20 protein-coding genes, 1 tRNA gene and 2 pseudogenes are annotated in these 25,824 nt (G+C 69.8%); 12 read left to right on the top strand and 11 right to left on the bottom strand.

Annotation, left to right across the window (positions count from 1 at the left end; translation table 11 throughout):
- Positions 1–17: 17 nt before the first annotated feature.
- Positions 18–1,637, bottom strand: coding sequence for an LCP family protein (locus B9S64_RS14885; RefSeq protein ID WP_103491339.1), 1,620 nt, complete (start codon positions 1,635–1,637; stop codon positions 18–20).
- Between the two features lie 147 nt (positions 1,638–1,784).
- On the opposite strand from B9S64_RS14885, the gene tatA reads away from it, so the two are divergent.
- On the top strand, positions 1,785–2,084 hold the full coding sequence (gene tatA, locus B9S64_RS14880) for a Sec-independent protein translocase subunit TatA (protein ID WP_103491338.1): 300 nt from the start codon (positions 1,785–1,787) through the stop codon (positions 2,082–2,084).
- A 350-nt stretch (positions 2,085–2,434) separates the two neighbouring features.
- Here the strand turns inward: tatA and B9S64_RS14875 are convergent, their stop codons facing one another.
- On the bottom strand, positions 2,435–2,668 hold the full coding sequence (locus B9S64_RS14875) for a hypothetical protein (RefSeq protein WP_028442080.1): 234 nt from the start codon (positions 2,666–2,668) through the stop codon (positions 2,435–2,437).
- 313 nt (positions 2,669–2,981) lie between these two features.
- Between B9S64_RS14875 and B9S64_RS14870 the strand changes: the two genes are divergently transcribed.
- Entirely contained in the window at positions 2,982–3,920 is a 939-nt protein-coding gene (locus B9S64_RS14870) for an ion transporter (RefSeq protein ID WP_103491337.1), read from the top strand.
- Positions 3,921–4,095: 175 nt separating this feature from the next.
- On the opposite strand, the pseudogene B9S64_RS14865 reads toward B9S64_RS14870, so the two are convergent.
- Positions 4,096–4,581 (bottom strand): annotated as a pseudogene (locus B9S64_RS14865) (transposase).
- A 184-nt stretch (positions 4,582–4,765) separates the two neighbouring features.
- Positions 4,766–5,269: pseudogene (locus B9S64_RS14860) on the bottom strand (transposase); the annotation flags it as partial.
- A 367-nt stretch (positions 5,270–5,636) separates the two neighbouring features.
- Between B9S64_RS14860 and B9S64_RS14855 the strand changes: the two are divergent.
- Positions 5,637–10,229: an ATP-binding protein gene (locus B9S64_RS14855; protein ID WP_103491336.1), complete on the top strand. Its 4,593-nt coding sequence runs from the start codon at positions 5,637–5,639 to the stop codon at positions 10,227–10,229.
- A gap of 245 nt (positions 10,230–10,474) precedes the next feature.
- Here the strand turns inward: B9S64_RS14855 and B9S64_RS14850 are convergent.
- Positions 10,475–10,548 (bottom strand) — tRNA-Pro (locus B9S64_RS14850).
- A gap of 117 nt (positions 10,549–10,665) precedes the next feature.
- Positions 10,666–11,604, bottom strand: a complete 939-nt coding sequence (locus B9S64_RS14845) for a metallophosphoesterase (protein ID WP_103491335.1) — start codon at positions 11,602–11,604, stop codon at positions 10,666–10,668.
- A 79-nt stretch (positions 11,605–11,683) separates the two neighbouring features.
- On the opposite strand from B9S64_RS14845, the gene B9S64_RS14840 reads away from it, so the two are divergent.
- Positions 11,684–12,148: a GatB/YqeY domain-containing protein gene (locus B9S64_RS14840; RefSeq protein WP_103491334.1), complete on the top strand. Its 465-nt coding sequence runs from the start codon at positions 11,684–11,686 to the stop codon at positions 12,146–12,148.
- Between the two features lie 161 nt (positions 12,149–12,309).
- Here B9S64_RS14840 and B9S64_RS14835 read toward each other — a convergent pair whose 3' ends face one another.
- Positions 12,310–14,523: a transglycosylase domain-containing protein gene (locus B9S64_RS14835; protein WP_103491333.1), complete on the bottom strand. Its 2,214-nt coding sequence runs from the start codon at positions 14,521–14,523 to the stop codon at positions 12,310–12,312.
- 628 nt (positions 14,524–15,151) lie between these two features.
- On the opposite strand from B9S64_RS14835, the gene B9S64_RS14825 reads away from it, so the two are divergent.
- Entirely contained in the window at positions 15,152–15,499 is a 348-nt protein-coding gene (locus B9S64_RS14825; RefSeq protein WP_030629379.1) for a WhiB family transcriptional regulator, read from the top strand.
- Positions 15,500–15,760: 261 nt separating this feature from the next.
- Here B9S64_RS14825 and B9S64_RS14820 read toward each other — a convergent pair whose 3' ends face one another.
- A complete protein-coding gene (locus tag B9S64_RS14820) occupies positions 15,761–17,440 on the bottom strand; it encodes an ArsA family ATPase (protein ID WP_103491332.1) in 1,680 nt (559 codons plus the stop codon).
- Complete coding sequence (locus B9S64_RS14815) at positions 17,437–18,489, bottom strand: ArsA-related P-loop ATPase (protein WP_103491331.1); 1,053 nt, start codon at positions 18,487–18,489, stop codon at positions 17,437–17,439. The genes B9S64_RS14820 and B9S64_RS14815 overlap by 4 nt, the downstream gene beginning before the upstream one ends.
- A gap of 72 nt (positions 18,490–18,561) precedes the next feature.
- Here B9S64_RS14815 and B9S64_RS14810 point away from each other — a divergent pair, with 72 nt between their 5' ends.
- The 4 genes from B9S64_RS14810 to B9S64_RS14795 all read left to right on the top strand — a co-directional run bounded on the left by B9S64_RS14810 (position 18,562) and on the right by B9S64_RS14795 (position 21,328).
- Positions 18,562–18,717, top strand: a complete 156-nt coding sequence (locus tag B9S64_RS14810) for a DUF4177 domain-containing protein (RefSeq protein WP_093527172.1) — start codon at positions 18,562–18,564, stop codon at positions 18,715–18,717.
- Between the two features lie 2 nt (positions 18,718–18,719).
- Positions 18,720–19,190, top strand: coding sequence for a RidA family protein (locus tag B9S64_RS14805; RefSeq protein ID WP_103491330.1), 471 nt, complete (start codon positions 18,720–18,722; stop codon positions 19,188–19,190).
- A 393-nt stretch (positions 19,191–19,583) separates the two neighbouring features.
- Complete coding sequence (locus tag B9S64_RS14800) at positions 19,584–20,489, top strand: NUDIX hydrolase (protein ID WP_103491329.1); 906 nt, start codon at positions 19,584–19,586, stop codon at positions 20,487–20,489.
- Entirely contained in the window at positions 20,486–21,328 is an 843-nt protein-coding gene (locus B9S64_RS14795) for an MBL fold metallo-hydrolase (RefSeq protein WP_103491328.1), read from the top strand. Before B9S64_RS14800 ends, B9S64_RS14795 begins: the two co-directional genes overlap by 4 nt.
- A 151-nt stretch (positions 21,329–21,479) precedes the next feature.
- Here the strand turns inward: B9S64_RS14795 and B9S64_RS14790 are convergent, their stop codons facing one another.
- Positions 21,480–22,154 carry a Crp/Fnr family transcriptional regulator gene (locus B9S64_RS14790; RefSeq protein WP_014046869.1) on the bottom strand — a complete coding sequence of 225 codons (675 nt, stop codon included), beginning with the start codon at positions 22,152–22,154 and terminating at the stop codon, positions 21,480–21,482.
- Between the two features lie 253 nt (positions 22,155–22,407).
- On the opposite strand from B9S64_RS14790, the gene nth reads away from it, so the two are divergent.
- From nth to B9S64_RS14775, 3 genes are all read left to right on the top strand, one after another.
- Positions 22,408–23,328, top strand: coding sequence for an endonuclease III (gene nth, locus B9S64_RS14785; RefSeq protein WP_103491327.1), 921 nt, complete (start codon positions 22,408–22,410; stop codon positions 23,326–23,328).
- A 79-nt stretch (positions 23,329–23,407) separates the two neighbouring features.
- The gene (locus B9S64_RS14780; RefSeq protein WP_103491326.1) at positions 23,408–24,160 is read left to right on the top strand and encodes a CoA pyrophosphatase; all 753 of its coding nucleotides are present in this window, start codon (positions 23,408–23,410) and stop codon (positions 24,158–24,160) included.
- 92 nt (positions 24,161–24,252) lie between these two features.
- Positions 24,253–25,458 (top strand): MarP family serine protease, encoded by a 1,206-nt coding sequence (locus tag B9S64_RS14775; RefSeq protein ID WP_103491325.1) that lies wholly within the window; start codon positions 24,253–24,255, stop codon positions 25,456–25,458.
- Positions 25,459–25,619: 161 nt separating this feature from the next.
- On the opposite strand, the gene B9S64_RS35040 is transcribed toward B9S64_RS14775, so the two are convergent.
- The gene (locus B9S64_RS35040; protein WP_078492625.1) at positions 25,620–25,823 is read right to left on the bottom strand and encodes a hypothetical protein; all 204 of its coding nucleotides are present in this window, start codon (positions 25,821–25,823) and stop codon (positions 25,620–25,622) included.
- Position 25,824: the final 1 nt, after the last annotated feature.

Genomic DNA, 25,824 nt, shown 5'->3' with positions numbered 1-25,824 from the left:
GGTTCGTCCGGCGTCCGTCAGCCGCCGGTTCCGTACGAGAGGTCCGCGCACAGGTCGTCGTCGCCCGAGCGGGCGTCCTCCGCCACGGAGCTGGAGGCGGAGGTCGGCGTGGTCTCCGTCCCGGCGCCGGGTGCCGCGGGTGAGTCACCGGCGGTGTAGGACGCGCCCACGACCACGTTGATCGCGGATCCGCCGATGGGCTCCAGCTGTGCGCCGGGGAACAGCTCGGCGACCGTCTCGGCCCGGCTCCGCTGCCCCGTGCCGTACTGGACGACCGTGGTGCTGTGCTCCCGGCTGCCGGCGTTGCCGGTGCCGGTGACCGTGAAACCGTGGCCGGTGAGGGCGGTCGCCGCCTCGGCGGCCAGCCCCTCGACGGTGGTCCCGTTGTAGACGGCCACGTCGATGCCGTCCCCGTCGACCCCGCTCCCGTCGCTCCCAGTGGCCCCCGGGGAGGCCGACGCCTCCGAGGTCTTCCCGCTCCCCCCGCTGGCGTCCTTGCCGTCGATGGTGCGGTCGGCCTTCAGCGCGGCCCACAGACCGGAGGCGTCCGGCTCGGCGAGCGCGACGCGCGAACCCTGATAGCGCCAGGGGACGGTGACGAACTTCGTGTCGTGCAGGTCGATGTCCTTCAACGACATGCCGAAGGCGATCAGCTTGTCCGCCGTACCCAGACCGGGGTCGACGGTCATGGACTGGGTGGCCGCGGTGGCCAGCGGCAGCAGCTTCGTCGGGGTGAGGCCGTCACTCTTGATCTTCTTGAGGAGGCTCGACACGAAGGCCTGCTGGCGCTTGATCCGCCCTATGTCGGAGCCGTCGCCGATGCCGTGCCGGATGCGGACGTAGTCCAGGGCCTTCTGCCCGGAGACGTCCTGCTCGCCCTTCTCGAAGATCAGGTCGCCCTTGGTCGCGCGGTTGGGGTTGAGGTCGCCTTGGTAGATGTCCTGGGGGAGGCACACCCGCACGCCGCCGACGACGTCCGTCAGCGCCGCGAAACCCTTGAAGTCCACCACGAGCGTGTGATCGACCCGGAGTCCGGTGAGTTCCTCCACGGTGTTCTGGGTGCAGGCCGGGTTCCCCGATTCGGTCTGCCCGACCGAGAAGGCCGCGTTGAACATGGTGTCGGACTGAGCTTCGGTCCAGGTGCCGTCGGGCAGCAGGCACGGCGGGATGGTGACCAGGGTGTCGCGCGGTATGGACACCGCGATCGCGTGCTTGTGGTCGGCGTAGACATGGAGCAGGAAGGCCGTGTCGGCGCGGCCGATGTCGTCCTTGCTGCCACCGCCGAGCGCGCTGTTGCCCTCGGTGCGCGCGTCGGAGCCGATGACCAGGACGTTCGCACCCTTGGACGTGCCGGACTCGGGCCGGTTCTTGGACAGTCCTTCGCCGTCGAAGGTGTCGATGTCGCCGTTCAGCTTCAGATAGACCCACCCGAGGCCGCCCGTACCGAGCACCGCGAGGGCCAGGACGGCCATCAGGACCGTACGCAGCGGACCGCGCTTGCGGCGCCGTGCCGCGCGGCCACCGTGCCGCTTGCCACGTGGCCTGCCCCGCGTACGGCCCGGAGCCTTGTCGTGCCCAGGCGGCTCCTCGCGACGCCGCCGACGGGAGGGCGTGGCCTGATCGCTGGTGGTGGTCATCCGTGCACCCTCATCCGTCCGACTCATACGGAGTGGACGACTGACCCACCCCCCATGGTTGTACAGTTGCGCAATGTAGCAATGATGTCAGACGGTGCGCACCGCCCGGTGGGCATCGAGGGTCGGCGAAGAGGAGAGGTGGGCGGGATGATCCGCAACGGACTGGAGCCCTGGCACCTGCTGGTCGTGGCGATCGTGATCATCGTGCTGTTCGGGTCGAAGAAGCTGCCCGAGGCCGCCCGGGGGCTGGGCAAGTCGATGCGCATCCTCAAGAGCGAGGCCGAGGCGATGAAGAAGGACGGTGGCGCGACCGTACGGCCCTCCGGGGGCCCGGCCGAGGACACGGCGAACACGGCCGGCACCGAGCCCGCGCCGTACGCCGTCCGGACCGTCCCCGGAGAGACGGCGCAGGCACGTCCCACCACGGAGAACGACCCGACGCGCTGATCCGTCGACCGCCGGGGTGCGCCCGGTGTGGGCGGGGCCGCCGAGGGTCCGTGGGCACCGGGGCCGGGGCGCGCGGGGCTGTCGCGCGCGGGGGCGCCGGTCACATCCCTCGGTGGAGGCGCTCCGGAGGTACTTCGCGCGGCACCCGGGGCGTCGCCCGTCACCGGTGTCACGACATGGTCAGCTCCGCCGAACGGCGAGGCCACGCCCCTGGCCGGAGGCCGTCGTCGTGCGTCCGTGACCACCGCGCGCCGCTTCCATGACCAGTGTGCCCATGACCAGCGTGTCCATGCCCCCGGGGCCGGCGCGCGCCAGGGGTTCGGTTCGGCGCGCGCCGGGGTCCGTGTGCGTCAGGGGCTCGCGACATCGAACCCGTATCGCAGCGGTTCGCTGGTCACGGCGTAGTCGCGGCGGTAGACGTACACCTCGTCCACGCGCACGCCGTTCGGTGCGGCTTCCACCTGGCAGGGGTATGTCACCTGGATCACCTGCGGCCGGTCGGCGACCTCCATCCGTAGTCCGTCCGCAGGCCCTCCGTCGAGCACTGCGGTTTCCTGTCCCGTCGTCGCGTCAGCGGTCTCCATGCGAACAGTTTAAAGGTTGCGCAACTAACGCGAACCGGTGCGGCGAATCCCGTCCTTCACGCGGAGCCCTCCGTACCCCGCCCGTCACACCCGTCACACCCCCCACCGCCGGGCGCGCACCGGGTCCCGCCAAGGACCGTTCGCCGAACCCGTCCCCCGGACGAGGCGTGGCCGGATACGGCGACCGACGTCCCCGGGCGTTCTACAGTGCTGTAGAAGTCTCTCCTGAAGGGTGATCCGATCACCCGACGAGCCCGCCTCCCGGCAGCATCGGCCGGGAGGGGGCGGCACGAGAAGGAGACAGGGCAGCACGATGCCGGAGCAGCACGACCGGACGACCGCCGTCGAGTTCCGGCCCGACCGTCTGGAACTGGCACGACGGTGCCGCCACGTCACCGAGGCCAGATGGTTCGCCCTGACCGTCCTCGCCGTGATCCTCCTCAACGCGGCACTGCTGGGCCTGGAGACGTACTCCGGACTCGTCGCGGATTGGCACCGCTGGTTACGTCTGGCCGAGCACGCCTGCCTGGCCGTGTTCACCGTGGAGATCCTGCTGCGCCTGGGGGCCCACGCTGACCGCCCCCGGAACTTCTGCAAGGACCCGTGGAACCTCTTCGACCTCGCCGTGGTCCTCTGCGCGTTCCTGCCGTTCGTCCGCGAGAACACCACCGTCCTGCGTCTGCTGCGGCTGGCCCGGGTGCTACGGACGGCCCGCTTCCTCCCGCAGCTGCGGATCGTCCTGGTCGCCGTGGGCCGCAGCCTCCCCGGCACCCTGAGCTTCCTGCTGGTCGGCGCGCTCCTGCTCTACGTGTACGCCATGGTCGGCTGGGTCTTCTTCGGCCACCAGGACCCCGAGCACTACGGCTCCATCGGCCGCGCGGTCCTCACGCTGTTCCTGCTGATGATCCTCGACGGCATCGGAGACGCGATCCACGCCGGCCTGGAGATCTCCCGCTGGAGCCTTCTCTACTACGCCTCCTACGTGCTGCTCGCTTCCTTCGTCCTCGTCAACGTCCTGGTCGGTGTCGTCATCACCTCCCTTGAGGAGGCCCGCGAGATGGAGAGAGAGGAAGAGCCGCCGGAAGGACCGGACCCGACACCGGTACAGGAAGACCAACGGCTCCTGCTGGAACGCGTCACAGCGGCCCGCAGGGCCCTGGACGCCCTCGAACGCGACCTCACCACCGCCGCTCTCCCGCCCACCACGGACCACCCACGCCGCGACCTGGCGGAGGAGGGCGCCCCGTCGTGACCGTCTGACGGAAGAACGGGGCGGGGATCTCGTCCGGTCGGTCGTCCAAGACCACCGGATGAGAGCCCTGACCCCGGAACGGGCGGCCCCGCGGACAGACACACGGAAACGCCAGAGGGCCCAGTGCCACTTGCACACTGGACCCTCTGGCCTTGCTGTTACTGACTTCGGCTTGTCAGGGTGACGTTGGGGTGTCGAGGGTCAGGCCGGTGTCGACTATGAAGCCGTCGAGGGTCTCGGGCTGGTACTACAGGCGTTTGAGCCGGTTGCGGACGAGGGCCTCGAGCTGGTCGAAAGCGACCACGGCGAAGTTGGCCAGGCTGCGCTTGACGTGTGCCCAGACCCACTCCACGGGGTTGAGGTCCGGCGAGTAGGCAGGCAGCAGGAACACCGGCAGCCAGGCACGTTCGGCGATCAAGTCGCGCATGGCGTGGGAGACGTGGGTGTTCAGACGGTTCCAGACCAGCACGATCGGCGCCTTGACCAGCTGGTGGACGCCGTCGATCAGCGCGATGAAGTCGCGCTCGCCCATGCTGCGGCGCTTGCCTCTGCCCGCGGGATGGGATCGCAGACGGTGGCACAGCCGGGTACGGGAGCCGGGCCGCATGGCGATCAGCCCGGCCACCGACAGACGTCCCGAGCGCCGGCCGCTGACCGTCACGACAGGGGTGCGGCCCCGTCGGCCCCAGTGCATCCTTCGGGCGGCCGGCGGGTGAAGCCGGCCTCGTCCTCGAAGCAGATGTAGCCCCCGCAGGCCGCCCGCGCTCTTTTACCTCCGCCCAGGTCGCCTCCTTCCACGCAGTGACGGCCTGCTCGTCGCGCTCAGCGACCTTCCGCGCGGGGACCTGCGGGCTGAAGCCGAGCCGGTGCATCAGCCTCGTGGCGCCCGAGACGCTGTAGGAGACGTGGAACTTCCGGCCGATCAGCGTGGCCACCCGCGCCGCGGTCCACACCTGTTCCTCCACCCAACCGTGTTCTGCTGGGCCCTGTTCCAGGTACACGGCCAGTTTCTCCAGGCAGCGCGGGGACAGACGGCATCGAGATCCGCTCGGGCCGCGGGAGGCCAGTGCCCTGGTCCTACCCTCCCGCCACAATTGATGCCACTGGTAGGCGGACTTCGGGCTCACCCGCAGTCGTCGCGCGACCTCCGGTGCCTTGACTCCCCGCGCGAACAGCTCGGCCGCCTGGATCCTTACCACTTCCCGGCGCTCACGGCCCACGGCGGTCAGCCCGCCCCCATCCGCGTATCTCACACACCACCGGATACAGCCACCGCTCCAGATCCGTCCGAGTCTTCGCGAAGGTTCACCCTGACAAGCCGAAGTCAGTAACGGAGACCATGGGTGCATGGCGACCGTCGTACCGTCTGTGGTCACCTCGGCACAAGCAAGACAGGGCTATTCGTCTTGGGGACCCATGAGTTCAAGGGCACAAATGCGTCTGCATCCGGCGCCTCTAGCATGCTGGCCTGACAATCGGGCCCCAGGAGTAGTTGATTCCGGTCTTTCACTCGCTGTGGCGTGAGCTGAGGGCCGTGTGCTTGCTCGGATGGCAGCGCACGGTCTGCCCTGTGACTAGGGGGCTGGCTCGGGGCTCCACGTTACCGGCCTTTGGCGTGATTTCGACGGGCATGGCCATACGGAGCGCCATCTGCCGTGAGGCTTTGGCTGGGCGTGGGGGGCGCTCCCGAAAACGGCCCATGGGGAGGAGACTCGGGTGAACGAGGATGGGGAGCTCATCGATGCAGTGGAAGCACTGCTGTCGGATCCGCGTACGGATCCGGGTATCGATGTCGAGACCGTTGAACAGGCCGCTTGCGCGGTGGGGCTACTTGAGGAGGGGCTTCGGACTGGGCCCGGCGTCTTCCGGCTGATGGCCGAGGGAGGGCAGAGGGGTGCAGAAACCCTGTCATCGGACCGGCTGCAAGTCCTGTCTGAAATGGTGCAGAACGCCGATGACATGGGGGCCTCCCAAGTCCGATTCATTTGGCGCCCCAAGGAGTTGTTGATCGCTCACGATGGCAAAGGCGTGCGACTGGCCGACATCCTGTTGCTCGGTTTGCCGTGGCTCAGCGGAAAGACCTCCGACGCGGAGGCGACGGGACGATTTGGCATCGGGCTGGCGACCTTGCGCGCCCTGGCGACCACCTGGGAAGTCCACTGCCGCCCCTTCCACGTACAGTTCGCCGATCTGTCAATTCAGGCGGTCAGGCCGTTGGTGGTGCCGGAACAACTTGCGGGGCCCGACTGGACGGTCTTCCGGATCCCTCTAGCCGCCGGCGTACTGTCCGCCTCGGAGCTCTTCGAGTGGTTCGAGACGTGGAACGACAGCTCCTTGCTCTTTCTCCGGCATGCGACGCGAGTCGAAGCCCTCAGCGACTGCCCGGTCGATCAGGAACCCGATGACGAGACGTCGCCGGTGACGCTCAGGCTGAGTTGGACGGAGATCGATCGGCGAAGGCTTCGCATCGACGGTGAGAAAGCGGACGTCCGGGTCCGTGAGGCCCGGACGACCAGTGGAGCACTGTGGCGGGTCTACGACGCCCAGGTCGCACCCCACGGCACGAGTACCCGTCGGCACAAGGCGGTGGGGGCCTCTATGCCGCTCGCCGTCGCGCTGCCGGTGCTTGGATCGGAACCGGGAAGTGTGCACACGGGGCTACCTGTGGCCGAGTTGAGAGCCGCGGCCCGCGTGCACGCCCAGTTCGACCCCGTCGTCAGCCGTGAAGGCTTCGCTGCCAGCCGGTGGAACGAGGATCTCGTCCCACTGGTCGCGGACCTCTGGGCTGCTGCCGCCCTCGACATACTCAGCGGCGTCGAACCTTCGGCTTGGCACCTCGTTCCGCTGCCTTCACCCTCCGACCCCTCGCCACCCACCCGGCTCCAGGACAGTATCCGGGCGGCGCTGGTCGACCGTTCCCGCACGTGGTTGGCGTCCCGGATCTCCCTGCCCTGTCCAGACGGGACCACGAAGCCACTCTCGGCGCTTGCCGTTGAGGAGCCGCAGTTGTCGGGAGTGCTGGCTGACGGGGACATTGCCCGGCTTGCCGGGCTGTCGAGTACGTTTCCGCGACGCGCCCGCGATGCTGCTCACCTGTGGCGCGAGGTCCTGACGGACTGGCGCTGCGAAGGCACCGCAGAAGTCGCCGATGAAGTGCGGGTGAGGGACGCGCTCATTTCACTCGACGACACCGAGTACGACATCGGGCAGACCATCCGTCTCACGGCGGTCGCCATCGAGGAGGACCTCGGCTACCTGCTGCGCAGCCAGCCGTGCGTCATTGCTGCCGATGGTCAGCGTCTGCGACCCACAGCAACTGGCGTCGCGTTCGCGGAGTACCAGGACGACGAGCTACGCGGCACCAGCCCGCTGGACGCGCTGGGTATCGTCGTGAATCTCCATGCCGGTTACGCGGAGAACTCGCAGTGGTCCCAACATGTCCTCGACTGGCTACGGAAACAGGACTGCCTCGTACGGCGTGATGACACCGCGGCCGTACTGCGTCGAATCGAACGGATGGGACGCGCGGGCAGGCGAATCGGAGGTGACATCGCATGTGAAGTCGAGCAACTTGTCGCCATCCAGCGGGGCTTGGGCGAAGTATCGAAGAAGGTACGTGAGCGACTCGGCCCCGGCATCGGACGGGCCGTGCTCCTGGACGGCTACATGCACGACCGCGAAGGCAACGAAAAGCCGTGCGTGGTGCAGCCCGCACACGCCTACCTGCCGCAAGCGCTGGAGAGCACAGACGGAGATCGTTTCGCCGTCGCGGCGGGGAAGACCCCCGGTATCAGATGGGTGCAGCGCTCATATGCCCGAACCCTGCTGTCGCAAGCGCAGTGCGGGCTGAGCCGTACGGCTTTCCTTCGACTCCTCGGGGTGGCGGACGCACCCCGGCTCAAGGAGATTCAGCCGGGCCGGGAGACCAAGGAGTACGAGGCGGACTCCCGCATAGGGTTGTCGCGTGACTGCTGGCTGTCGCCGCCTGCGCGTACGAGCGAGCTGCGCCGATTGGGCGCGTACTACACGTTGGACGATCGCAGTAGCCCGGACGTGGACGCTGTGGTGCAACACATCATCGCCGAGCAGAATCCGCAGGAGCGCAGGCGTCGTACGGCGGCCATGCTACAGACGCTTGGCAGGCCCGGCGTGATCAGCTCCTCCGAACACGCAGACGTACAGGCGGCGGACGCGTATCACCGCTGGAACGTGCGTGGCCAGACGGCAGCCCTCTGGGTCTGGCGCCTTCGGGAGACGGCCTGGCTGGAGGACAGCAGCGGCGAACTTCGCACTCCGCAGCAGGTGCACTTGCGAACACGTGACGCACAGGCGCTCTATGGTCAGGATGACCCGGGGTACCTGCACCCTGCGATCCAGCAGACCACGTCCAACAGAGTTGATGTCCTGGCTGCTCTTGGGGTGAAGGGAGACCCTGATGTTCCTCAACTGATCAATCGATTGCGGGAACTTCGGAAGCGTTCCACGGCCCCTGGCTTGGTGGACGACCGTCTCAAGGCCGAGGTATATCTCGTCTATCAGGCTTTGGCGGGGCGGCTGAGAAGCGAGGCGCCGGGTACGTCCCACAACGAGCTGCGAAGGAGGGTCCGGGATGCCTTCAACCGCACCGACTTCGTGCTCACCGACCAGGGGTGGCGTAGGTCGAGCGACTGCTTCCGTGGTCCCACGATCCTGCGCGGCTTCCGGCCTTTCACCATCCCTGACCCCGAGTTGAATCCGCTCTGGGACGCTCTATGGATCGAGGAGCCGAGGCCCGAGGACCTCGCTGATGTGCTGAAGGAGATCGCTCAGTCCGGCGCTCAGCTTCGGGCCGACCAGCAGCGTGTGATGCTGGAGGCGTTGAGGTCCCTTGCAGACACGGTCACTTCGGCTGATGGCCCCGTCCCCCTCGGCCTGCGGGCCAAGCTGCGCTGGCTGCCGCTCCGCACCACCCTCGGCTGGACGAAGGAGCGGCCCGTCTACGCGGTAGACCACCCCGCCATCGCGCGCACGCTCGGCGAGGACCTTCACGTTTGGCAGCCCGGCGGAGATCTGCAGCAATTCGCCGGCCTGTTGGGTGTTCTCAAGGTGCACAGGATGGAGGCGTCGGAAGCGTGTGTCGTCGCTCCGGACCGTGCTCGTCCTGATCGGCAGCTGACCGAGGGCTTCCGGTGGGCGGTGACCAGCCTGCAGGACACTCTCGTACGGGACGAGCCGGCCGCCGCTGAGGCTTTCACGGACTGGGCGTGGCTTATGGAGCTTGAGGTACGAGTCTTGCTGGGGCTGCGGATCCGGCTGAACTTGGGCGAGGGCCATGACGTGATTGAGGTCCCGGTCGATGCACATGTCGATCGGGAGGCCAAGGCGCTCTTCGTCAGTGCCCCCGAGGCGCTGAAGACGACCCGAGGAGGCGGGTTGGCCGTGGCTGCCCTCTTCTCCGCGGAGCGCGCTCACGTCGGCCACCGCTGGCGTGACCTTTGGGAGGAGGAACGGCCGCAGGACGCTCCCGTCACCCCACTTGTCCCATCCGGCCAGCAAGACCATGAGGATCGCGAGCGTTTGGCCTCGCAGCTGCGGAAGCGAGATTTGTCGGCGCCCTCGGGCCCTGTGGTTCCTGCCCAACCGGGCGGTCCGGTGCTACCCACCGGAGTCCCGTCACCTCCGTCGACCCCTGCGCCTCTGCTGACTCCCATACCTTCTGGTGTGGCGTCCCCATCCATTCCGCTGTCGGCTGAGCCTCGCAAGCTTGTCTCCTTGGCCGAACTACAAGCGCGTAGTCCACAGGCGACTCGTACTGCTTCCCTCTCGCAGCTTCGCTCCGCGTCATCCTCGAAAGGCCGACGTGCAGCTTCCCTGCCGCAACCGCGCCAGGGCGGGGCCGCACCCAACGAGCGCTCCGTGCTGCTCGGCTACCAGGACCGGGACAAGGAGAAGACCGTCCTGGCGTTGCTTGCCGGAATTCTCGGCGAGAGCGGGAGGATGCTGGAAGACCAGCGAGGTCTTCAACGACTGGGGGCGGACGCCGTCGACTCAACAGGCCATTTCTATGAGATCAAGGCTCACGGCGGGGCAGAGCCCGCCGACGTCTCACTCACCAGCGCGGAACTCACGCGTGCGCTTGCAGAGGGAAACAACTACTCGCTCGTCATCGCCTCGAACCTGGAGGAGGGCAGGGGAATCCCGACGCTGCGGATCATCACTGATCCGTTGCGCTTCTTTGAGGTCGAATCCATGGCTGACGTGAAGCTGAAAGGCGTACGTGACGCGGATGCCGACGCGACCTTGTGGCAATGGCCGGATGCCGGGGTGTGAGAGGTCTGCCCCGTACATCGCGCAGATGCTCACACACGCTCTGACGATCGTGAGGGATGAAGAGCACGGCTTCCCGCACGCCGTGCTCGGTGCGTGATCGAGCAGCTTTGGCGACGGGGTGATGGGAGCCGTTTGGGAGCCGGGATATGAAGTCGGCTCCCAAACGGCTCCCAAAACGGCACCCGGAACCACTCAGGGGCCTGACCCGCGATGCGGATCAGGCCCCTGACCTGGTGTTTCAGCTGTCGGGGTGGCGGGATTTGAACCCACGACCTCTTCGTCCCGAACGAAGCGCGCTGCCAAGCTGCGCTACACCCCGATGTCCACCGTTGTCCCGGCGACAACGTTTACTTTAGCCCACCGGCGCCCGGAGGCGAAATCCGGATTCTGGGCCGGGCTCCCAGGCCCCGGCGGGCCGGTGGTCGGGCGCTCACCCTCAGTCGCGGGGTGTCAGGGTCAGCAGGGTCGCCTCGGGGGGGCAGGCGAAGCGGACCGGGGTGTAGCGGTTCGTGCCGCAGCCCGCCGAGACGTGGAGGTAGGCGCGCTTGCCGTCGGCCGTGTGGCTGGAGAGGCCCTTCACCCGGTCCGTGTCCAGGTCGCAGTTGGTGACGAGGGCGCCGTAGAACGGGATGCAGAGCTGGCCGCCGTGGGTGTGGCCCGCCAGGATCAAGGGGTAGCCGTCCGCGGTGAAGGCGTCCAGGGAACGCAGGTACGGGGCGTGGACCACGCCGATCGAGAGGTCCGCGTCCGTGTCGGGTCCGCCGGCCACCTCGGCGTAGCGGTCCCGCTTGATGTGCGGGTCGTCCAGGCCGGTGAAGGCGATCTCCAGGCCGTCCGCCTTGAGCCGGTCCCGGGTGTTCGTCAGGTTCAGCCAGCCCGCCTCGTCGAAGGCGTCCCGCATCGGCTCCCACGGGTTGTGGACCACGCCGACGGCCGGGGCGTTCCCGTTGAGGCCGTGCTTGCCGTGGGCCTTCTCCAGGAGGTAGCGGGCGGGGTTGCGGAGCTTGGGGCCGTAGTAGTCGTTGGAGCCGAAGACGTACACCCCGGGGAACCGCATCAGCGGGCCGAGGGCGTCCAGCAGCTCGGGTACGGCCTCGGGGTCCGAGAGGTTGTCACCGGTGTTCACGACGAAGTCCGGGCGCAGCCCCGCCAGCGACTGGAGCCAGGCGCGCTTCTTGCGCTGACCGTTCACCATGTGGATGTCGGAGACCTGGAGTACGCGCAACGGGCGGGCCCCGTGCGGGAGTACGGGAACCGTGATCCGGCGGAGACGGAACGAGCGGGCCTCGAACCCGGCCGCGTACACGAGGCCGGCGGCGCCGATCGCTGCGCCGACTGCCGTGACTTTCAGAGGTACTCCGTAGCGTGCGCGCATGGTCCCATCGTCGCAGACACGGTGCCCGGAGACGAAAACAGGCGGGCGGCGGGTGCCCCGTACCTGTCACAATTGCGGCATGACCACGCTCAAGTCCAAGCTCAAGGAAGACCTCACCACGGCCATGAAGGCGCGTGACGAGCTCACCTCGTCCACCCTCCGGCTCACCCTCACCGCGATCACGAAGGAAGAGGTCAGCGGCACGTCGGCGCGCGAGCTCTCCGACGACGAGGTGCTGAAGGTGATCGCCAAGGAGGCGAAGAAGCGCCGCGAGGCGGCCGAGGCCTTCGCACAGGGCGGCAGGACCGAGCAGGCCGAGCGGGAGCGGGCGGAGGGGAAGCTGCTCGACGCCTACCTGCCCAAGCAGCTCACCGACGATGAGCTCGACGCGATCGTCACGCAGGCCGTCGCGGAGGCCAGGGCCGCCGGGGCCGAGGGGCCGCGGGCCATGGGCGCCGTCATGAAGATCGTCAACCCCAAGGTGGCGGGCCTGGCGGAGGGCGGCCGGGTCGCCGCCGCCGTCAAGAAGGTCCTCGCGGGCTGAGCTCGTCGCGGGCTGAGCCCCTCGCGGGGTGACCGGCCGCTGAGCCCCCCGGGCGGCCGCTGAGCCCCCGGGGACGCCCCGGAGGCACCTCAGGGCAGCGACACGTGAAGGAGGGGCGCCCCCGGCCGGGAGCGCCCCTCCTTCACGTACGGTTCCGCCGGTCAGTGGCCGTTGCCACCGCCGTGCCGGTCACCGCGTCCACCGGTGAAGCCGGGGCGCGAGGGGGTGGTGTCGGGCTTGTCGTCGTCGCCCTTGTCCCCGTCGTGACCCTTGTCCTTGTCCTTCTCCTTGTCTTCCTTCTCCTTCGCGCGCGGCACGTCGACGGCGTTGAAGGAAGGGGTCTCCGAGGCGTTCAGCGCACCGGTCATCGCGGTCCGCCAGATGGGGCCGGGCAGACAGCCACCGCAGACCTTGTCGTAGTACTGGCCGCCGATGGTGATGTCGTACATCGGCACCTTCTTGCCGACGTCCGCACCCACCCACACGGCCGTGGAGAGGTTCGGCGTGTAGCCGACGAACCAGGCGTCCACGCGGTCGTTGGTCGTACCGGTCTTACCCGCGTTGTCACGGTCCGTCAGGCCCGCCTGGGTACCGGTGCCGTCCTCGACGACGCCCTTCAGCATCTGGTTGACGGTGTCGGCCGTCTTCTCGCTCATCGCCCGCGTACACGTGGACTTGGGGACGTCGACCTTCTTGCCGTTCGCGTCGGTGATGGCCTGAAGGGCGATCGGCGTGCAGTACGTGCCCCGGTTGGCGAACGCCGCGTAGGCGGCGGCCATGTTGAGCGGGGTGCTCTCCGTACCGCCCAGGGTGATCGACGGGTTGTTGTCCGAGACGGGCTTGCCGTCACCCCGCTCGTAGCCGAGCTTCTTCGCCATGGTGACCGTCTCGCACAGCCCGGCCTGCTGCTCCAGCTTGGCGAAGTAGGTGTTGATGGACTTCCCGAGGGCGCTCGTCATGTCGAACGCGCCCTTCTCCGAGTCCATCTCGTTCTGGAGGTCCCAGTTCCCGCTTCCGGTGGGCGCCCCCTTGCAGTTCCGGAAGGAGCTCATCGGTACCGAGAGCTTCCAGTCGGAGGAGTAGCTCTGCGCCGGGCTGATGCCCTTCTCCAGCGCCGCGGCGGCCGTGATCGGCTTGAAGGTCGAGCCGACCTGGAAGCCGTAGGTGCTGCCGCCCATCGCGTTGCTGACGGCGAGGTTGAGCACCGTCTCGTGCTGCGTCTGGTCCAGGCCGTACGGGCGGGACTGGCCCATCGAGAGGATCTTGCCGGTGCCGGGCTCGACCTGGACCACCGAGGCGGCGATCTTGTCGTCCTTGTTGACCTTCGAGGTCGCGGCCTCGTTGGCCGCCTTCTGGGCACGCGGGGAGAGCGTGGTCTTGACGGTCAGACCACCGAGGTTCCACAGCTTGGTGCGGTCCTCCGCGGTCTTCCCGAAGGCCGGGTCGGTGAGGATGGTCTTGCGCACGTAGTCGCAGAAGAACCCGGAGCCGCTGACCGCGGTGATGCAGCCGTTCCTCGGCCTCTTCACCTTCAGCTTGAGCGGGCTCTCGATGGCCTTCGCGGCCTCGTCCTTCGAGACGCTGCCGACGTCCGCCATCCGCCGCAGCACGGTGTTGCGGCGCTTGGTCGCCTCTTCCGTGTCATTGACCGGGTCGTAGCGGGTGGGCGACTGGACGAGGCCCGCCAGCATCGCGGCCTCCTCCAGCTTGAGGTCCTTGGCGTGCTTGGAGAAGTACCGCTGGGAGGCGGCCTCGACGCCGTACGCCTGCTGTCCGAAGAACGTGATGTTGAGGTAGTTCTCCAGGATCTTCTTCTTGCCGAGTTCCTCCTCGACCTGGATCGCGTACTTCAGCTCGCGGACCTTGCGGCCCAGCGTCTGCCGAGTGGCCTCGGCGACCTTCTCCGGGTCGTCGCCCGCCTCCTCCACGAAGACGTTCTTCACGTACTGCTGGGTGAGCGTCGAGGCACCCTGCGTGGCGCCGCTCTGCACGTTGCTGTTCAACGCGCGCAGCATGCCCTTGAGGTCGACCGCGCCGTGCTCGTAGAAGCGTGAGTCCTCGATCGCGACGATCGCGTCCTGCATGTACGGGGAGATGTCCTTGAGGGGCACGACGGTGCGGTCACGTGAGTAGACCGTGGCGATCGTGCCGCCCTCGTTGTCCAGGATCGTGGTCCGCTGGCTCAGCGGCGGTGTCTTGAGGTTGGACGGGATCTCGTCGAATCCCTCGACCGTCCCCTTGGCTGCTAGCCCCAGTGCTCCGGCGGCCGGCAATGCGAGGCCCGCCAGTACCGCTCCGGAGAGCGCGGCGACACCGAGGAACTTGGCGGCCTGCTGGGTCGTCGTGAGACCCCCGCCTGAGCGCTTCTTTGGCATGGAGGCAGCCTAATTGGTCGTGAGCGGCGTTCCGCGGGACCAGGGGTGTCCAGGGGCGTTCGAGTACCAGACCGTGACATCCGCGGGCCGTCCCGCGCCCGTCGCGGCCGGTCGGAGGCACCCGGGGAGCGCCGCGCGAGGTCCGCCCTGACGGAACGGGAGGGCGGAACGGAACAGGACTGAACGGGACGGGGCAGCCCGGATCGCGACCGCACGGCAGGGCGCGGCGGTCTGAGGTGTCTACGTTCTCATTCGCCGGACACACCGATAGGCCTTGGCCTAAGCTGCTCCCAACTGTCACAGCAATGCGGTGCTGCATCAAGTCCCCTGCACGGCCCCTGCGCAATTCAGCCACACGTCAAGGCGACCCCGAATTCGCCTGGTGTGTCGCTGAATGTCCGTTGCGACTTGGGTATTCTGTCCCGATTGCGTCGGGATGGTTACGCATGTCCTCCGCTCACTCCTCTGGGTGATCTGCCGCGTACGCATAGTCCGTTCGGGCCATCCAAGATTGGGCCCGAAGGGGGTGTTGTGCTGTCGCCACTTTCCGTAACGTCCTCAACTGGCAGCGGTGAATATGCCGCTGCCGCCGTGGGGGAGCCTCGATTCGGGAGAGGACGGCGCCGGCATGGGCTGGGTAACCGACTGGAGTGCGCAGGCAGCCTGCCGCACTACTGATCCGGATGAACTGTTCGTACAAGGGGCAGCGCAGAACAGGGCCAAGGCGGTGTGCACCGGATGCCCGGTGCGGACCGAATGCCTGGCCGACGCGCTGGACAATCGCGTCGAGTTCGGCGTGTGGGGTGGAATGACGGAAAGGGAGCGTCGCGCACTGCTGCGACGACGGCCCACAGTGACGTCCTGGCGCCGGCTGCTGGAGACCGCGCGCAGCGAGTACGAGCGCTCGACCGGTCTGCTGCCCGCCGCGGTGGGCCTGGACGACGAACTGCACGAGACGTACGCGGCGGTCGGGTAGCTCCCGTCCGGTCGGGCGCAGGGAGGGGCATCGACCGGCGGGGCCTGCCGTACGCGGGGTTCCGCCCCCTGGGGCCACCTGTCGCGCGGCCGACTGGGCGGCACGAGCCTTGGGCCGTACGAGCCATGAGCCGCACGAGCCATGGGCCGCAGGGGTCTTGGGCCGTACGATCCGTCCCGCGCGGGTCCGCGCGCCGAGGCCCGCCTCACGTGATTCCGCTCTGGCGGTCCGCCCTGAGCGGGTCCGCTCGGTGGAGCCGCCTTACGCGCTTCCGGTCGTGGAGGGAACCGCGCCGGTCGCGAGCCGTTCTCCGACGGCCCGGAGCCCCGACAGGTCGTGTACGTCTCCGGGCAGCGCGGCCACCTCGGTCACCGGGACCTCGGGGTGGAGCGCGGTGAAGCGGTCACGCGTGTCGCGCTCGCGTGCGACGACCTGCATGCGTTCGGCGTGCAGCCGCAGCAGCCCGGCGGTCAGTTGCTCCACGGACACGACATCGGCCGATACGGCATCGTCGGACGCGGCTTCGGCCCGTACGGCTTCAGCCGACACGGCTTCATCGGCATCGACATCGGCGACCGGGGAACCGGTGCCGGAGACCGGCGTGGCCGGGCCCGTGGGCGTGGTGGCGTCTCCGGTCCCGTCCGGCCTGTCCTCGTCTGCCGTGTGGTGGTTCGCCGTGTGGTCGTTCACTACGCCGTCGTTCACCGCGTGGCCGTCCGCCGTGTGCGCGGCCGACCCGGGCGGAACGGGCGTCCGGTGCTCCTGTGGGTCGGTGGCCTGCGGGTCACGGGCGGTGTGACCGCGCGGCGGCGGCTCCTCGTGGTGCTCGGGGGAGAGCGGTGGCTCGGGGGAGAGCGACGACTCGGGACGATCGGGTTCTTCGGGGAACGCGTGGGGCTCGTCGTGTCCGGGGGCTTCAGCGGATTCGGGAGAGGTGAGGGCCGCCGCGCCCGCCGGGTCACCACAGCCAGCCTTCCCGGACGACTGATCCACAATGCCGGCGTCCTCAAGATTTTCTGCGGCGGCCAGCGCGCCGTCCGCGGAGAGCCGCGCGGCCTCGCTGCCGTGCACCCGGTTGAGGACCAGGCCCGCCAGCGGCATCTCTTCCGCGGCCAGCCGCTCCACGAAGTACGCGGCCTCGCGCAGCGCGTCCCGCTCCGGTGTCGCCACCACGAGGAACGCCGTACCCGGGGCCTGGAGAAGCTGGTACGTGGCATCGGCCCGGGTACGGAACCCGCCGAACATCGAGTCCATCGCGGCGACGAACGTCTGTACGTCACGCAGGAACTGACCCCCCAACAGCTTGCCGAGGGTCCCGGTCATCATCGACATGCCGACGTTGAGGAACTTCATCCCGGCCCGCCCGCCGATCTTCGCGGGGGCGATGAGGAGCCGGATGAACTTCCCGTCCAGGAAGGAGCCGAGACGTTTCGGCGCGTCCAGGAAGTCCAGCGCGGAGCGGGACGGAGGGGTGTCGACGACGATCAGGTCCCACTCGTCGCGAGCCCTCAACTGGCCGAGTTTCTCCATCGCCATGTACTCCTGCGTCCCCGCGAAACCGGCGGACAGGGACTGGTAGAACGGGTTCTCCAGGATCGCGCGCGCCCGCTCGGCGTCCGTGTGCGCCTCGACGGTCTCGTCGAAGGTGCGCTTCATGTCGAGCATCATGGCGTGGAGTTCGCCGTCGCCCCGTATGCCGTCGACCCGGCGCGGGACGTTGTCGAGCCGGTCGATGCCCATGGACTGGGCGAGCCGGCGGGCGGGATCGATGGTGAGGACCACGACCCGACGACCGCGCTCGGCCGCCCGTACCCCGAGCGCTGCGGCGGTCGTGGTCTTGCCCACGCCACCCGACCCGCAGCACACGACGATCCGGATCCCCGGGTCGTCCAGGAGCGCGTCGGTGTCCAGCCCGGACGCGATGCCGGTGCCCAGCGTCATGAACCCACCCCTTGTCCCGAGCCGCCCCCGGGGCGCTTCCCGGCCCGCTCCGCGCCTCCCGGTCCCTGCCCGGCCGCGTCCGCCGTGCCGTCGCCCACACCCTGCTTGCGGAGCTCCGTCGCCAGGTCGTACAGCCCGGACAGGCTCACGCCCTCGCCCAGGAGCGGCAGTTCGGCGGTCGGCAGCCCCAGGCCGGCCAGTACCGCGCGCTGTTCCCGTTCCAGCCCCACCCGCTGGGCGTGCTCGGCCGCCTGCTCGACCAGGGGGCGTACGAGCCCGGCCGAGCCCGTGACGCCCGCCCGGGTCAGCACCTTCGCGATCTCCTTGCGGCGGCCGCCCGACGCGGTGCGCAGCGCGTCCTCGTCCAGCAGGTGGGGGCGCACCATGTTCACCATGATCCGGCCGACAGGCAGATCGGCCGCCCGCAGTTCGGCGATGCCGTCCGCGGTCTCCTGGACGGGCATCTCCTCCAGGAGGGTCACCAGATGGACCGCTGTCTCAGGCGACTTCAGGACGCGCATCACGGCCTGCGCCTGATTGTGTATGGGGCCGATCCGCGCCAGACCGGCCACCTCGTCGTTGACGTTCAGGAAGCGGGTGATGCGGCCGGTGGGCGGGGCGTCCATGACCACGTGGTCGTAGACGAACTCGCCTCGCCGGTCCTTGCGGCGTACCGCCTCGCAGGCCTTGCCGGTCAGCAGGACGTCCCGGGCCCCGGGGGCGACGGTCGTGGCGAAGTCGATCGCGCCGAGCTTCTTCAGCGCCCGGCCGGCGCTGCCCAGCTTGTAGAACATCTGGAGGTAGTCGAGCAGGGCCCGTTCGGCGTCGATCGCCAGCGCGTGGACCTCTCCGCCGCCCGGCGACACAGCGATCCTGCGTTCCTCGTACGGAAGGGCTTCGGACCCGAAGAGCTGGGCGATGCCCTGTCTGCCCTCGACCTCGACGAGGAGGGTGCGCCTGCCCTCGGTCGCGAGGGCGAGCGCGAGGGCGGCGGCGACCGTGGTCTTACCGGTACCGCCCTTGCCGCTGACGACCTGGAACCTGCTCACGTCTTCGAGCCTAACCAGTCGACGGGCAGGCTACGCACGAGGCCGCGTATGCCAGGCGTTACAGTCGGGCCCATGACCAAGTGGGAATACGCGACCGTGCCCCTTCTCGTGCACGCGACCAAGCAGATTCTGGACACCTGGGGCGAGGACGGCTGGGAGCTGGTCCAGGTCGTTCCCGGCCCGAACAACCCCGAGCAGCTCGTGGCCTACCTGAAGCGGGAGAAGTAGGCGTGGCGGGCGTTGTCGAGGCGCGCCTCGCCGAGCTCGGCCTGACGCTGCCGGACGTCGTTCCTCCGCTCGCCGCCTACCAGCCGGCCGTGCGCTCCGGGGTGTACGTGTACACCTCCGGGCAGCTCCCGATGGTGGACGGCCAGCTCACGGTGACCGGCAAGGTCGGCGCCGAGGTGACGCAGGACGAGGCGAAGGAACTGGCCCGGACCTGCGCGCTGAACGCCCTGGCGGCCGTGAAGTCGGTCGTGGGCGACCTGGACCGGATCGCCCGGGTCGTGAAGGTCACGGGCTTCGTCGCCTCCGCCGCCGACTTCACCGGGCAGCCCGGGGTGGTCAACGGTGCGAGCGAACTGCTCGGCACGGTCCTGGGCGACAAGGGCGTGCACGCGCGCAGCGCGGTGGGGGTCGCCGTGCTGCCCCTGGACGCACCGGTGGAGATCGAGGTCCAGGTCGAGCTGACCGAGGACTGAGCCGCTCGTCCCTGATCCCGCCCGGTCCACCACGACCGGGCGGGATCAGCTGTGTGCGGGCGTGTGCGAGCCCTGGGTGGGGACGGCGAGCCCCCTGAGGCGTGGCGCGTACGAGCGTCGGCGCGTGGACGGCCGACGGCGGCCCCTGGGGTGCGAGTGGCAAGCGGGCCCCCAGGAGGTGCGTGCGGTGAGCGGGCCCCCAGGAGGTGCGTGCGGTGAGCGGGCCCCCAGGAGGTGCGTGCGGTGAGCGGGCCCCCAGGAGGTGCGTGCGGCAAGCGCGCCCCAGGAGGCGTGGACGGCGAGCGGGCCCCCAGGAGGCGCGGGGAGGCCGGAAGGTCACTGCGCGCTCTTTCGCCTCTCGAACATCGGCGCGCTTCCGGATAGCCTCCGGCCATGTCCAACGGTCAGTGGTACCCCCCGGAATGGCCCGCCCGGATCCGGGCCCTCGCCAGCGGCGAGCTGACGGCCGTGCCCCCCAGACGGGCGGCCACGGTCATGCTGCTCCGGGACGCCGTGGCGGAGCAGGCGGCCCCGGGGCCCGCGGTGCACATGCTGCGGCGGAGCGCCTCCATGGCCTTCGCCGGGGGCGCGTACGCCTATCCGGGAGGCGGCGTGGACCCGCGTGACGACGACCACCTCGTGAGCTGGTCCGGGCCGTCCCTGGAGGCCTGGGCCGCACGGCTGGGCGTCGGGACGGTGACCGAGGCGCAGGCCGTCGTCTGCGCGGCGGTGCGCGAGACGTACGAGGAGGCGGGCGTCCTGCTCGCCGGGCCGACCGGGGACACGGTCGTCGGCGACACGACGGGCGCCGACTGGGAGGCCGACCGCGAGGCCCTCGTCGCCCGGGAGCTCTCCTTCGCGGACTTCCTCGGCCGGCGCGGCCTGGTGCTCCGCTCCGACCTGCTGGGCGCCTGGGCCCGCTGGATCACCCCGGAGTTCGAGTCCCGGCGGTACGACACCTGGTTCTTCGTGGCGGCCCTCCCGGAAGGCCAGCGCACCCGGAACGCGTCGAGCGAGGCCGACCGCACGGTGTGGATCCGCCCGGCGGACGCGGTCGAGGGCTACGACCGGGGCGAGCTGCTGATGATGCCGCCGACCGTCGCCACGCTGCGGGCGCTCCTGCCGTACGGGACGGCCGCGGCGGCCCTGGAGGGGGCGGCTTCCCAGGACCTCGCGCCGGTGCTCGCACAGGCGCGTATGGAGGGCGACGAGCTGGTGCTGAGCTGGCCGGGCCACGAGGAGTTCACCAAACACGTCCCGGCGGACGTCCCGGGCGGTACGGGAGGTGGCCGGTCATGAGCGACGCCGCGGCCCTGCCGGGACAGCCGCGCGGCGGAGTGCTGTCCGGACCCGCCACCGCCCGTACGGTCAACGTCCTCGCCCCCAACGCCTCACCGATGACCCTGGACGGCACCAACACCTGGATCGTCGCCGAACCCGGCTCCGACCTCGCGGTGGTGATCGACCCCGGGCCGCTCGACGACATCCACCTGCGGGCCGTCATCGACACGGCGGAGCGGTCCGGGCGGCGTGTCGGCCTGACGCTGCTGACGCACGGCCACCCCGACCACGCGGAGGGCGCGGCCCGGTTCGCCGAGCTGACCCGCACCAAGGTGAGGGCCCTGGACGCGGCACTGCGCCTGGGGGACGAGGGCCTGGCGGCGGGTGACGTGATCACCACGGGAGGGCTGGAACTCCGGGTGGTACCGACCCCGGGGCACACCGCCGACTCGCTCTCCTTCCACCTGCCCGCCGACCAGGCCGTACTGACGGGCGACACGATCCTGGGGCGCGGGACGACGGTCGTCGCGCACCCGGACGGACGGCTCGGCGACTACCTGGACACCCTGCGGCGGCTGCGCTCCCTGACGGTCGACGACGGGGTGCACACCGTGCTCCCGGGGCACGGCCCGGTGCTGGAGGACGCCCAGGGCGCCGTCGAGTTCTACCTCGCCCACCGGGCGCACCGGCTCGCCCAGGTGGAGACGGCGGTGGAGGCCGGAATCCGCGCCCCGGCCGAGGTCGTGGCGGCCGTGTACGCCGACGTGGACCGGTCCCTGTGGCCCGCGGCGGAACTGTCGGTGCGCGCCCAGCTGGAGTACCTGGCCGAACACGGACTGACCGGGACGCCGTCCTAGGCGCCGTCACGAGGCCTGGCCCACCGGGGACAGGCCCTCCACCTTGCCCCGGGGACAGGCCCTCAGGGGCCGCATCCGCCCCGGACAGGCCTCAGGCCCCGCCGCTCGTGCGGTGGGGCCTGAGAACGCGTGCGCGGGCGGGGTGTCCGGCTCAGCGGGACCGCTTCGCCAGCCGCTCGACGTCCAGCAGGATCACGGCGCGCGCTTCCAGACGCAGCCAGCCGCGGCCCGCGAAGTCCGCGAGCGCCTTGTTGACCGTCTCGCGGGAGGCGCCGACCAGCTGGGCCAGCTCTTCCTGGGTCAGGTCGTGGACGACGTGGATGCCCTCCTCGGACTGGACGCCGAAGCGGCGCGACAGGTCCAGGAGTGCTCGGGCGACGCGGCCCGGGACGTCGGAGAAGACCAGGTCCGACATCTGGTCGTTGGTCTTGCGCAGCCGGCGGGCGACGGCGCGCAGCAGGGCGGTGGCCACCTCGGGGCGTGCGTTCAGCCAGGGCTGGAGGTCGCCGTGGCCCAGACCCAGGAGCTTGACCTCAGTGAGGGCGGTCGCGGTCGCGGTGCGCGGTCCCGGGTCGAAGAGCGACAGCTCACCGATCAGCTCTCCGGGGCCGAGGACGGCCAGCATGTTCTCCCGGCCGTCCGGGGAGGTGCGGTGGAGCTTCACCTTGCCCTCGGTGACCACGTACAGCCGGTCGCCGGGGTCGCCCTCGTGGAACAGCGCGTCACCGCGTGCGAGGGTCACCTCACTCATCGAGGCGCGGAGCTCCGCGGCCTGCTCGTCATCGAGCGCCGCGAAAAGCGGGGCGCGCCGCAGAACGTCGTCCACGAGTTCTCTCCTTGTCGGCCTGTTCAGGGAAGCGTGGTCCCCATGATGCAGGACGGTAAAACAGTGCGATCAATCACAAACCAGTTTGACGCACGGGCGTGCCGGACCCTACGGCAGGGGGCCGATCGGGCGTGGAAAGGCGATGACCGGCCCAGATGTCAGTGGTGGGCTCTAGGCTGGCCGAGTGTCCGCAACGCCGGTGAGAGCGCAGGCCAAAGGGGCTGATGGGGTGTCCGAAGAAAAGAGTTCCGCTGTGGGCGAACAGCCTGCGCGGCGTCGCGAGAAGGCCGCGGAAGGCCCCTCGCGTCCGGCCGCGAGCGGCTCGGCACGCACGGGCGGGCGCACAGCGGTGACACCCGGTGGGGCGGAAGCGTCCGGTGCGACCCGTCCGGCGAAGAGGCCGGCCAAGCCGGAATCGCATCTCGCGATGGTGCGCCGTGCCCGCCGGATCAACCGCGAGCTCGCGGAGATCTACCCCTACGCCCATCCCGAGCTGGACTTCCGCAATCCCTTCGAGCTGCTGGTGGCCACGGTGCTCTCCGCGCAGACCACCGATCTGCGGGTCAACCAGACCACGCCCGCGCTGTTCGCCGCCTATCCGACTCCCGAGGACATGGCCGCCGCCGATCCGGAGAAGCTGGAGGAGCTGATCCGGCCGACCGGCTTCTTCCGGGCGAAGGCGCGCTCCCTGGCGGGGCTGTCGGCGTCCTTGCGGGACGACTTCGGCGGTGAGGTCCCGGGGCGCCTGGCGGACCTGGTGAAGCTGCCCGGGGTGGGCCGCAAGACGGCCAACGTCGTTCTGGGTAACGCGTTCGGTGTACCGGGCATCACCGTGGACACCCACTTCGGCAGGCTCGTCCGCCGCTGGAAGTGGACCGAACAGGAGGACCCGGTGAAGGTCGAGGCCGACGTCGCCGCGATCTTCCCCAAGAGCGAGTGGACGATGCTCTCGCACCGGGTGATCTTCCACGGCCGCCGCGTCTGCCACGCCCGCAAGCCCGCCTGCGGCGTCTGCCCGATCGCCCCGCTCTGCCCGGCGTACGGGGAGGGCGAGACGGACCCGGAGAAGGCGAAGAAGCTCCTGAAGTACGAGCTGGGCGGGTATCCGGGCCAGCGGCTCAGCCCGCCCCCGGACTACCCGGGGCGCCCCGCCCCGCCCCTGGGCGCCGGATGAGGGGCACCCGGTGGTGGCACGGGCGGCGCCGTCCGGAACGAAATGGCAGACGGCAGGCGTTGGAACGACGGGGGTGCCGATGACGTACGCACAGAGCACGACGCACGCACAGGGCGCACACGCCGCACCGGCGGCCACCGGAGGCACGGACACGTCCCAGGACAGCTCGATCACCCTCACCACGGACGGCATGCCGGGCTGGCTCGACCCCGTCGCCCAGGCGGCGCGCAGCGTCCGGGCCCAGCAGCTGAGCCGGTTCCTGCCGCCGGAGAGCGGCGCGGGACGCCAGTCCGCCGTACTGGTCCTCTTCGGCGAGGGCGCGCGCGGCCCCGAGCTGCTCCTGATGGAGCGTTCCGGCTCCCTGCGCTCCCACGCCGGCCAGCCCTCCTTCCCCGGGGGCTCGCTCGACCCGGAGGACGGCGACCCCGCGACCACCGGACCGCTCCGGGCGGCGCTGCGCGAGGCCGAGGAGGAGACCGGTCTCGACCCGAGCGGCGTCCAGCTCTTCGGCGTGCTGCCCAGGCTCTACATCCCGGTGAGCGGCTTCGTCGTCGCCCCGGTGCTCGGCTGGTGGCGCGTACCGAGCCCGGTGGACGTGGTCGACCCGGCGGAGACCGCGCGGGTCTTCACCGTCCCCGTGGCGGATCTCACGGACCCGGCGAACCGGGTCACGGCCGTCCATCCCAGCGGCCACCGAGGCCCGGCGTTCCTGGTCGAATCCGCGCTGGTGTGGGGTTTCACGGCCGGTGTGATCGACCGGATCATGCACTACGCGGGCTGGGAACGCCCGTGGGACAGGAACAAGCAGGTGCCGCTCGACTGGCGCGCATGACAGGCTGACCTCCCCTGCTGCGCTGTTCCGGGCCTGGCCCGGACCCCGTCGAACCGGACGGGCCAGGTGACGAATCTGCGAGGCTATAGACGGTGAACGTGCTGGACATCCTGCTGCTCGTCGGCGCCGTGTGGTTCGCGGTCATCGGCTACCGCCAGGGTTTCGTCGTCGGCATCCTGTCCGTCGTGGGGTTCCTGGGCGGCGGTGTGGCGGCCGTCTATCTGCTGCCGGTGATCTGGAACCGGATGACCGACGGGTCGGAGGTCTCGTCCACCGCCGCCATCGTCGCCGTGGTGATCGTGATCGTGTGCGCCTCCGTGGGCCAGGCCCTCACCACGCACCTGGGCAACCGGCTCCGCCGGTACATCACGTGGTCGCCCGCGCGCGCCCTGGACGCCACCGGAGGCGCGCTGGTCAACGTGGTGGCCATGCTGCTGGTTGCCTGGCTGATCGGCCTGCTGCTGGCGGGTACCTCCCTGCCGACCCTCGGCAAGGCGGTCCGCAACTCCTCGGTGCTGCTCGGTGTCTCCCGCGTCATGCCGAGCGAGGCGTCCAACTGGTTCCGGGACTTCTCCTCCGTCCTCGCGCAGAACGGCTTCCCGCAGGTCTTCAGCCCCTTCGCCAACGAGCCCATCACCGAGGTCAAACCCCCGGACCCGGCGCTGGAGGGCAGCCCCGTCGCCGCCCGCGCGAAGAAGTCCATCGTCAAGGTCGTCGGCACGGCGCCGGGCTGCGGCAAGGTCCTCGAAGGGACCGGCTTCGTCTTCTCCGACCGGCGGGTCATGACCAACGCCCATGTGGTCGGCGGTGTCGACGAGCCCACCGTCCAGATCGGTGGCGAGGGCCGCCTCTACGACGCGAAGGTCGTCCTCTACGACTGGCAGCGCGACATCGCCGTACTGGACGTCCCGGACCTGGACGCGAAACCGCTGCGCTTCACCGACGCGGACGACGACGCGGAGAGCGGCGACAGCGCGATCGTCGCGGGCTTCCCGGAGAACGGCGCCTACGACGTACGCTCCGCCCGCATCCGTGGCCGCATCGACGCCGACGGCCCGGACATCTACCACCGGGGCACCGTGCGGCGCGACGTGTACTCGTTGTTCGCGACCGTGCGCCAGGGCAACTCCGGCGGACCGCTGCTCACCCCGGAGGGCAAGGTGTACGGCGTGGTGTTCGCCAAGTCCCTCGACGACCCGGACACGGGCTACGCGTTGACGGCCGACGAGATCCGTCAGGACATCGACCTGGGCAAGTCGGCGGCCCAGCAGGTCGACAGCCAGGGATGCGCGCTCTGAGCGGCGCCCCGCGAGCCGGCCCTGTCCCCGGCGCACGCACGTAGGAACCGGCCCCTCTCGTACGTACGAGAGGGGCCGGACCGTTCGGGAAGGGAGCCCCGGAGAGACCGGGGCGATCGGGCGGCCGCTGCTCACGGGCGCCGGATCAGTGCGTCATGCCCTCATCCACGGGGATGGCGGAGCCGCGCCGAGAACCATCGCGCCCGGCGGTGGAGAATGCGGGGAATGCCCAGCCGGAGATCATGGAAATCGCTCATATCGTGCACCCGGCTCCGGGAGCCGCCCCCCTCATGAATGCTCGGACCAGCAGGAGCGGTCGAGCGGCGGTTGCGTGCTGCGTCACTGAAGTCGCGCGTCCAGCCCATA

The organism is Streptomyces sp. SM18, from assembly GCF_002910775.2.
In the GTDB taxonomy this organism is placed as follows: domain Bacteria; phylum Actinomycetota; class Actinomycetes; order Streptomycetales; family Streptomycetaceae; genus Streptomyces; species Streptomyces halstedii.
The sequence above is the reverse complement of the archived record's forward strand: the minus strand, read 5'-3'. Positions and strand labels throughout refer to the sequence as shown.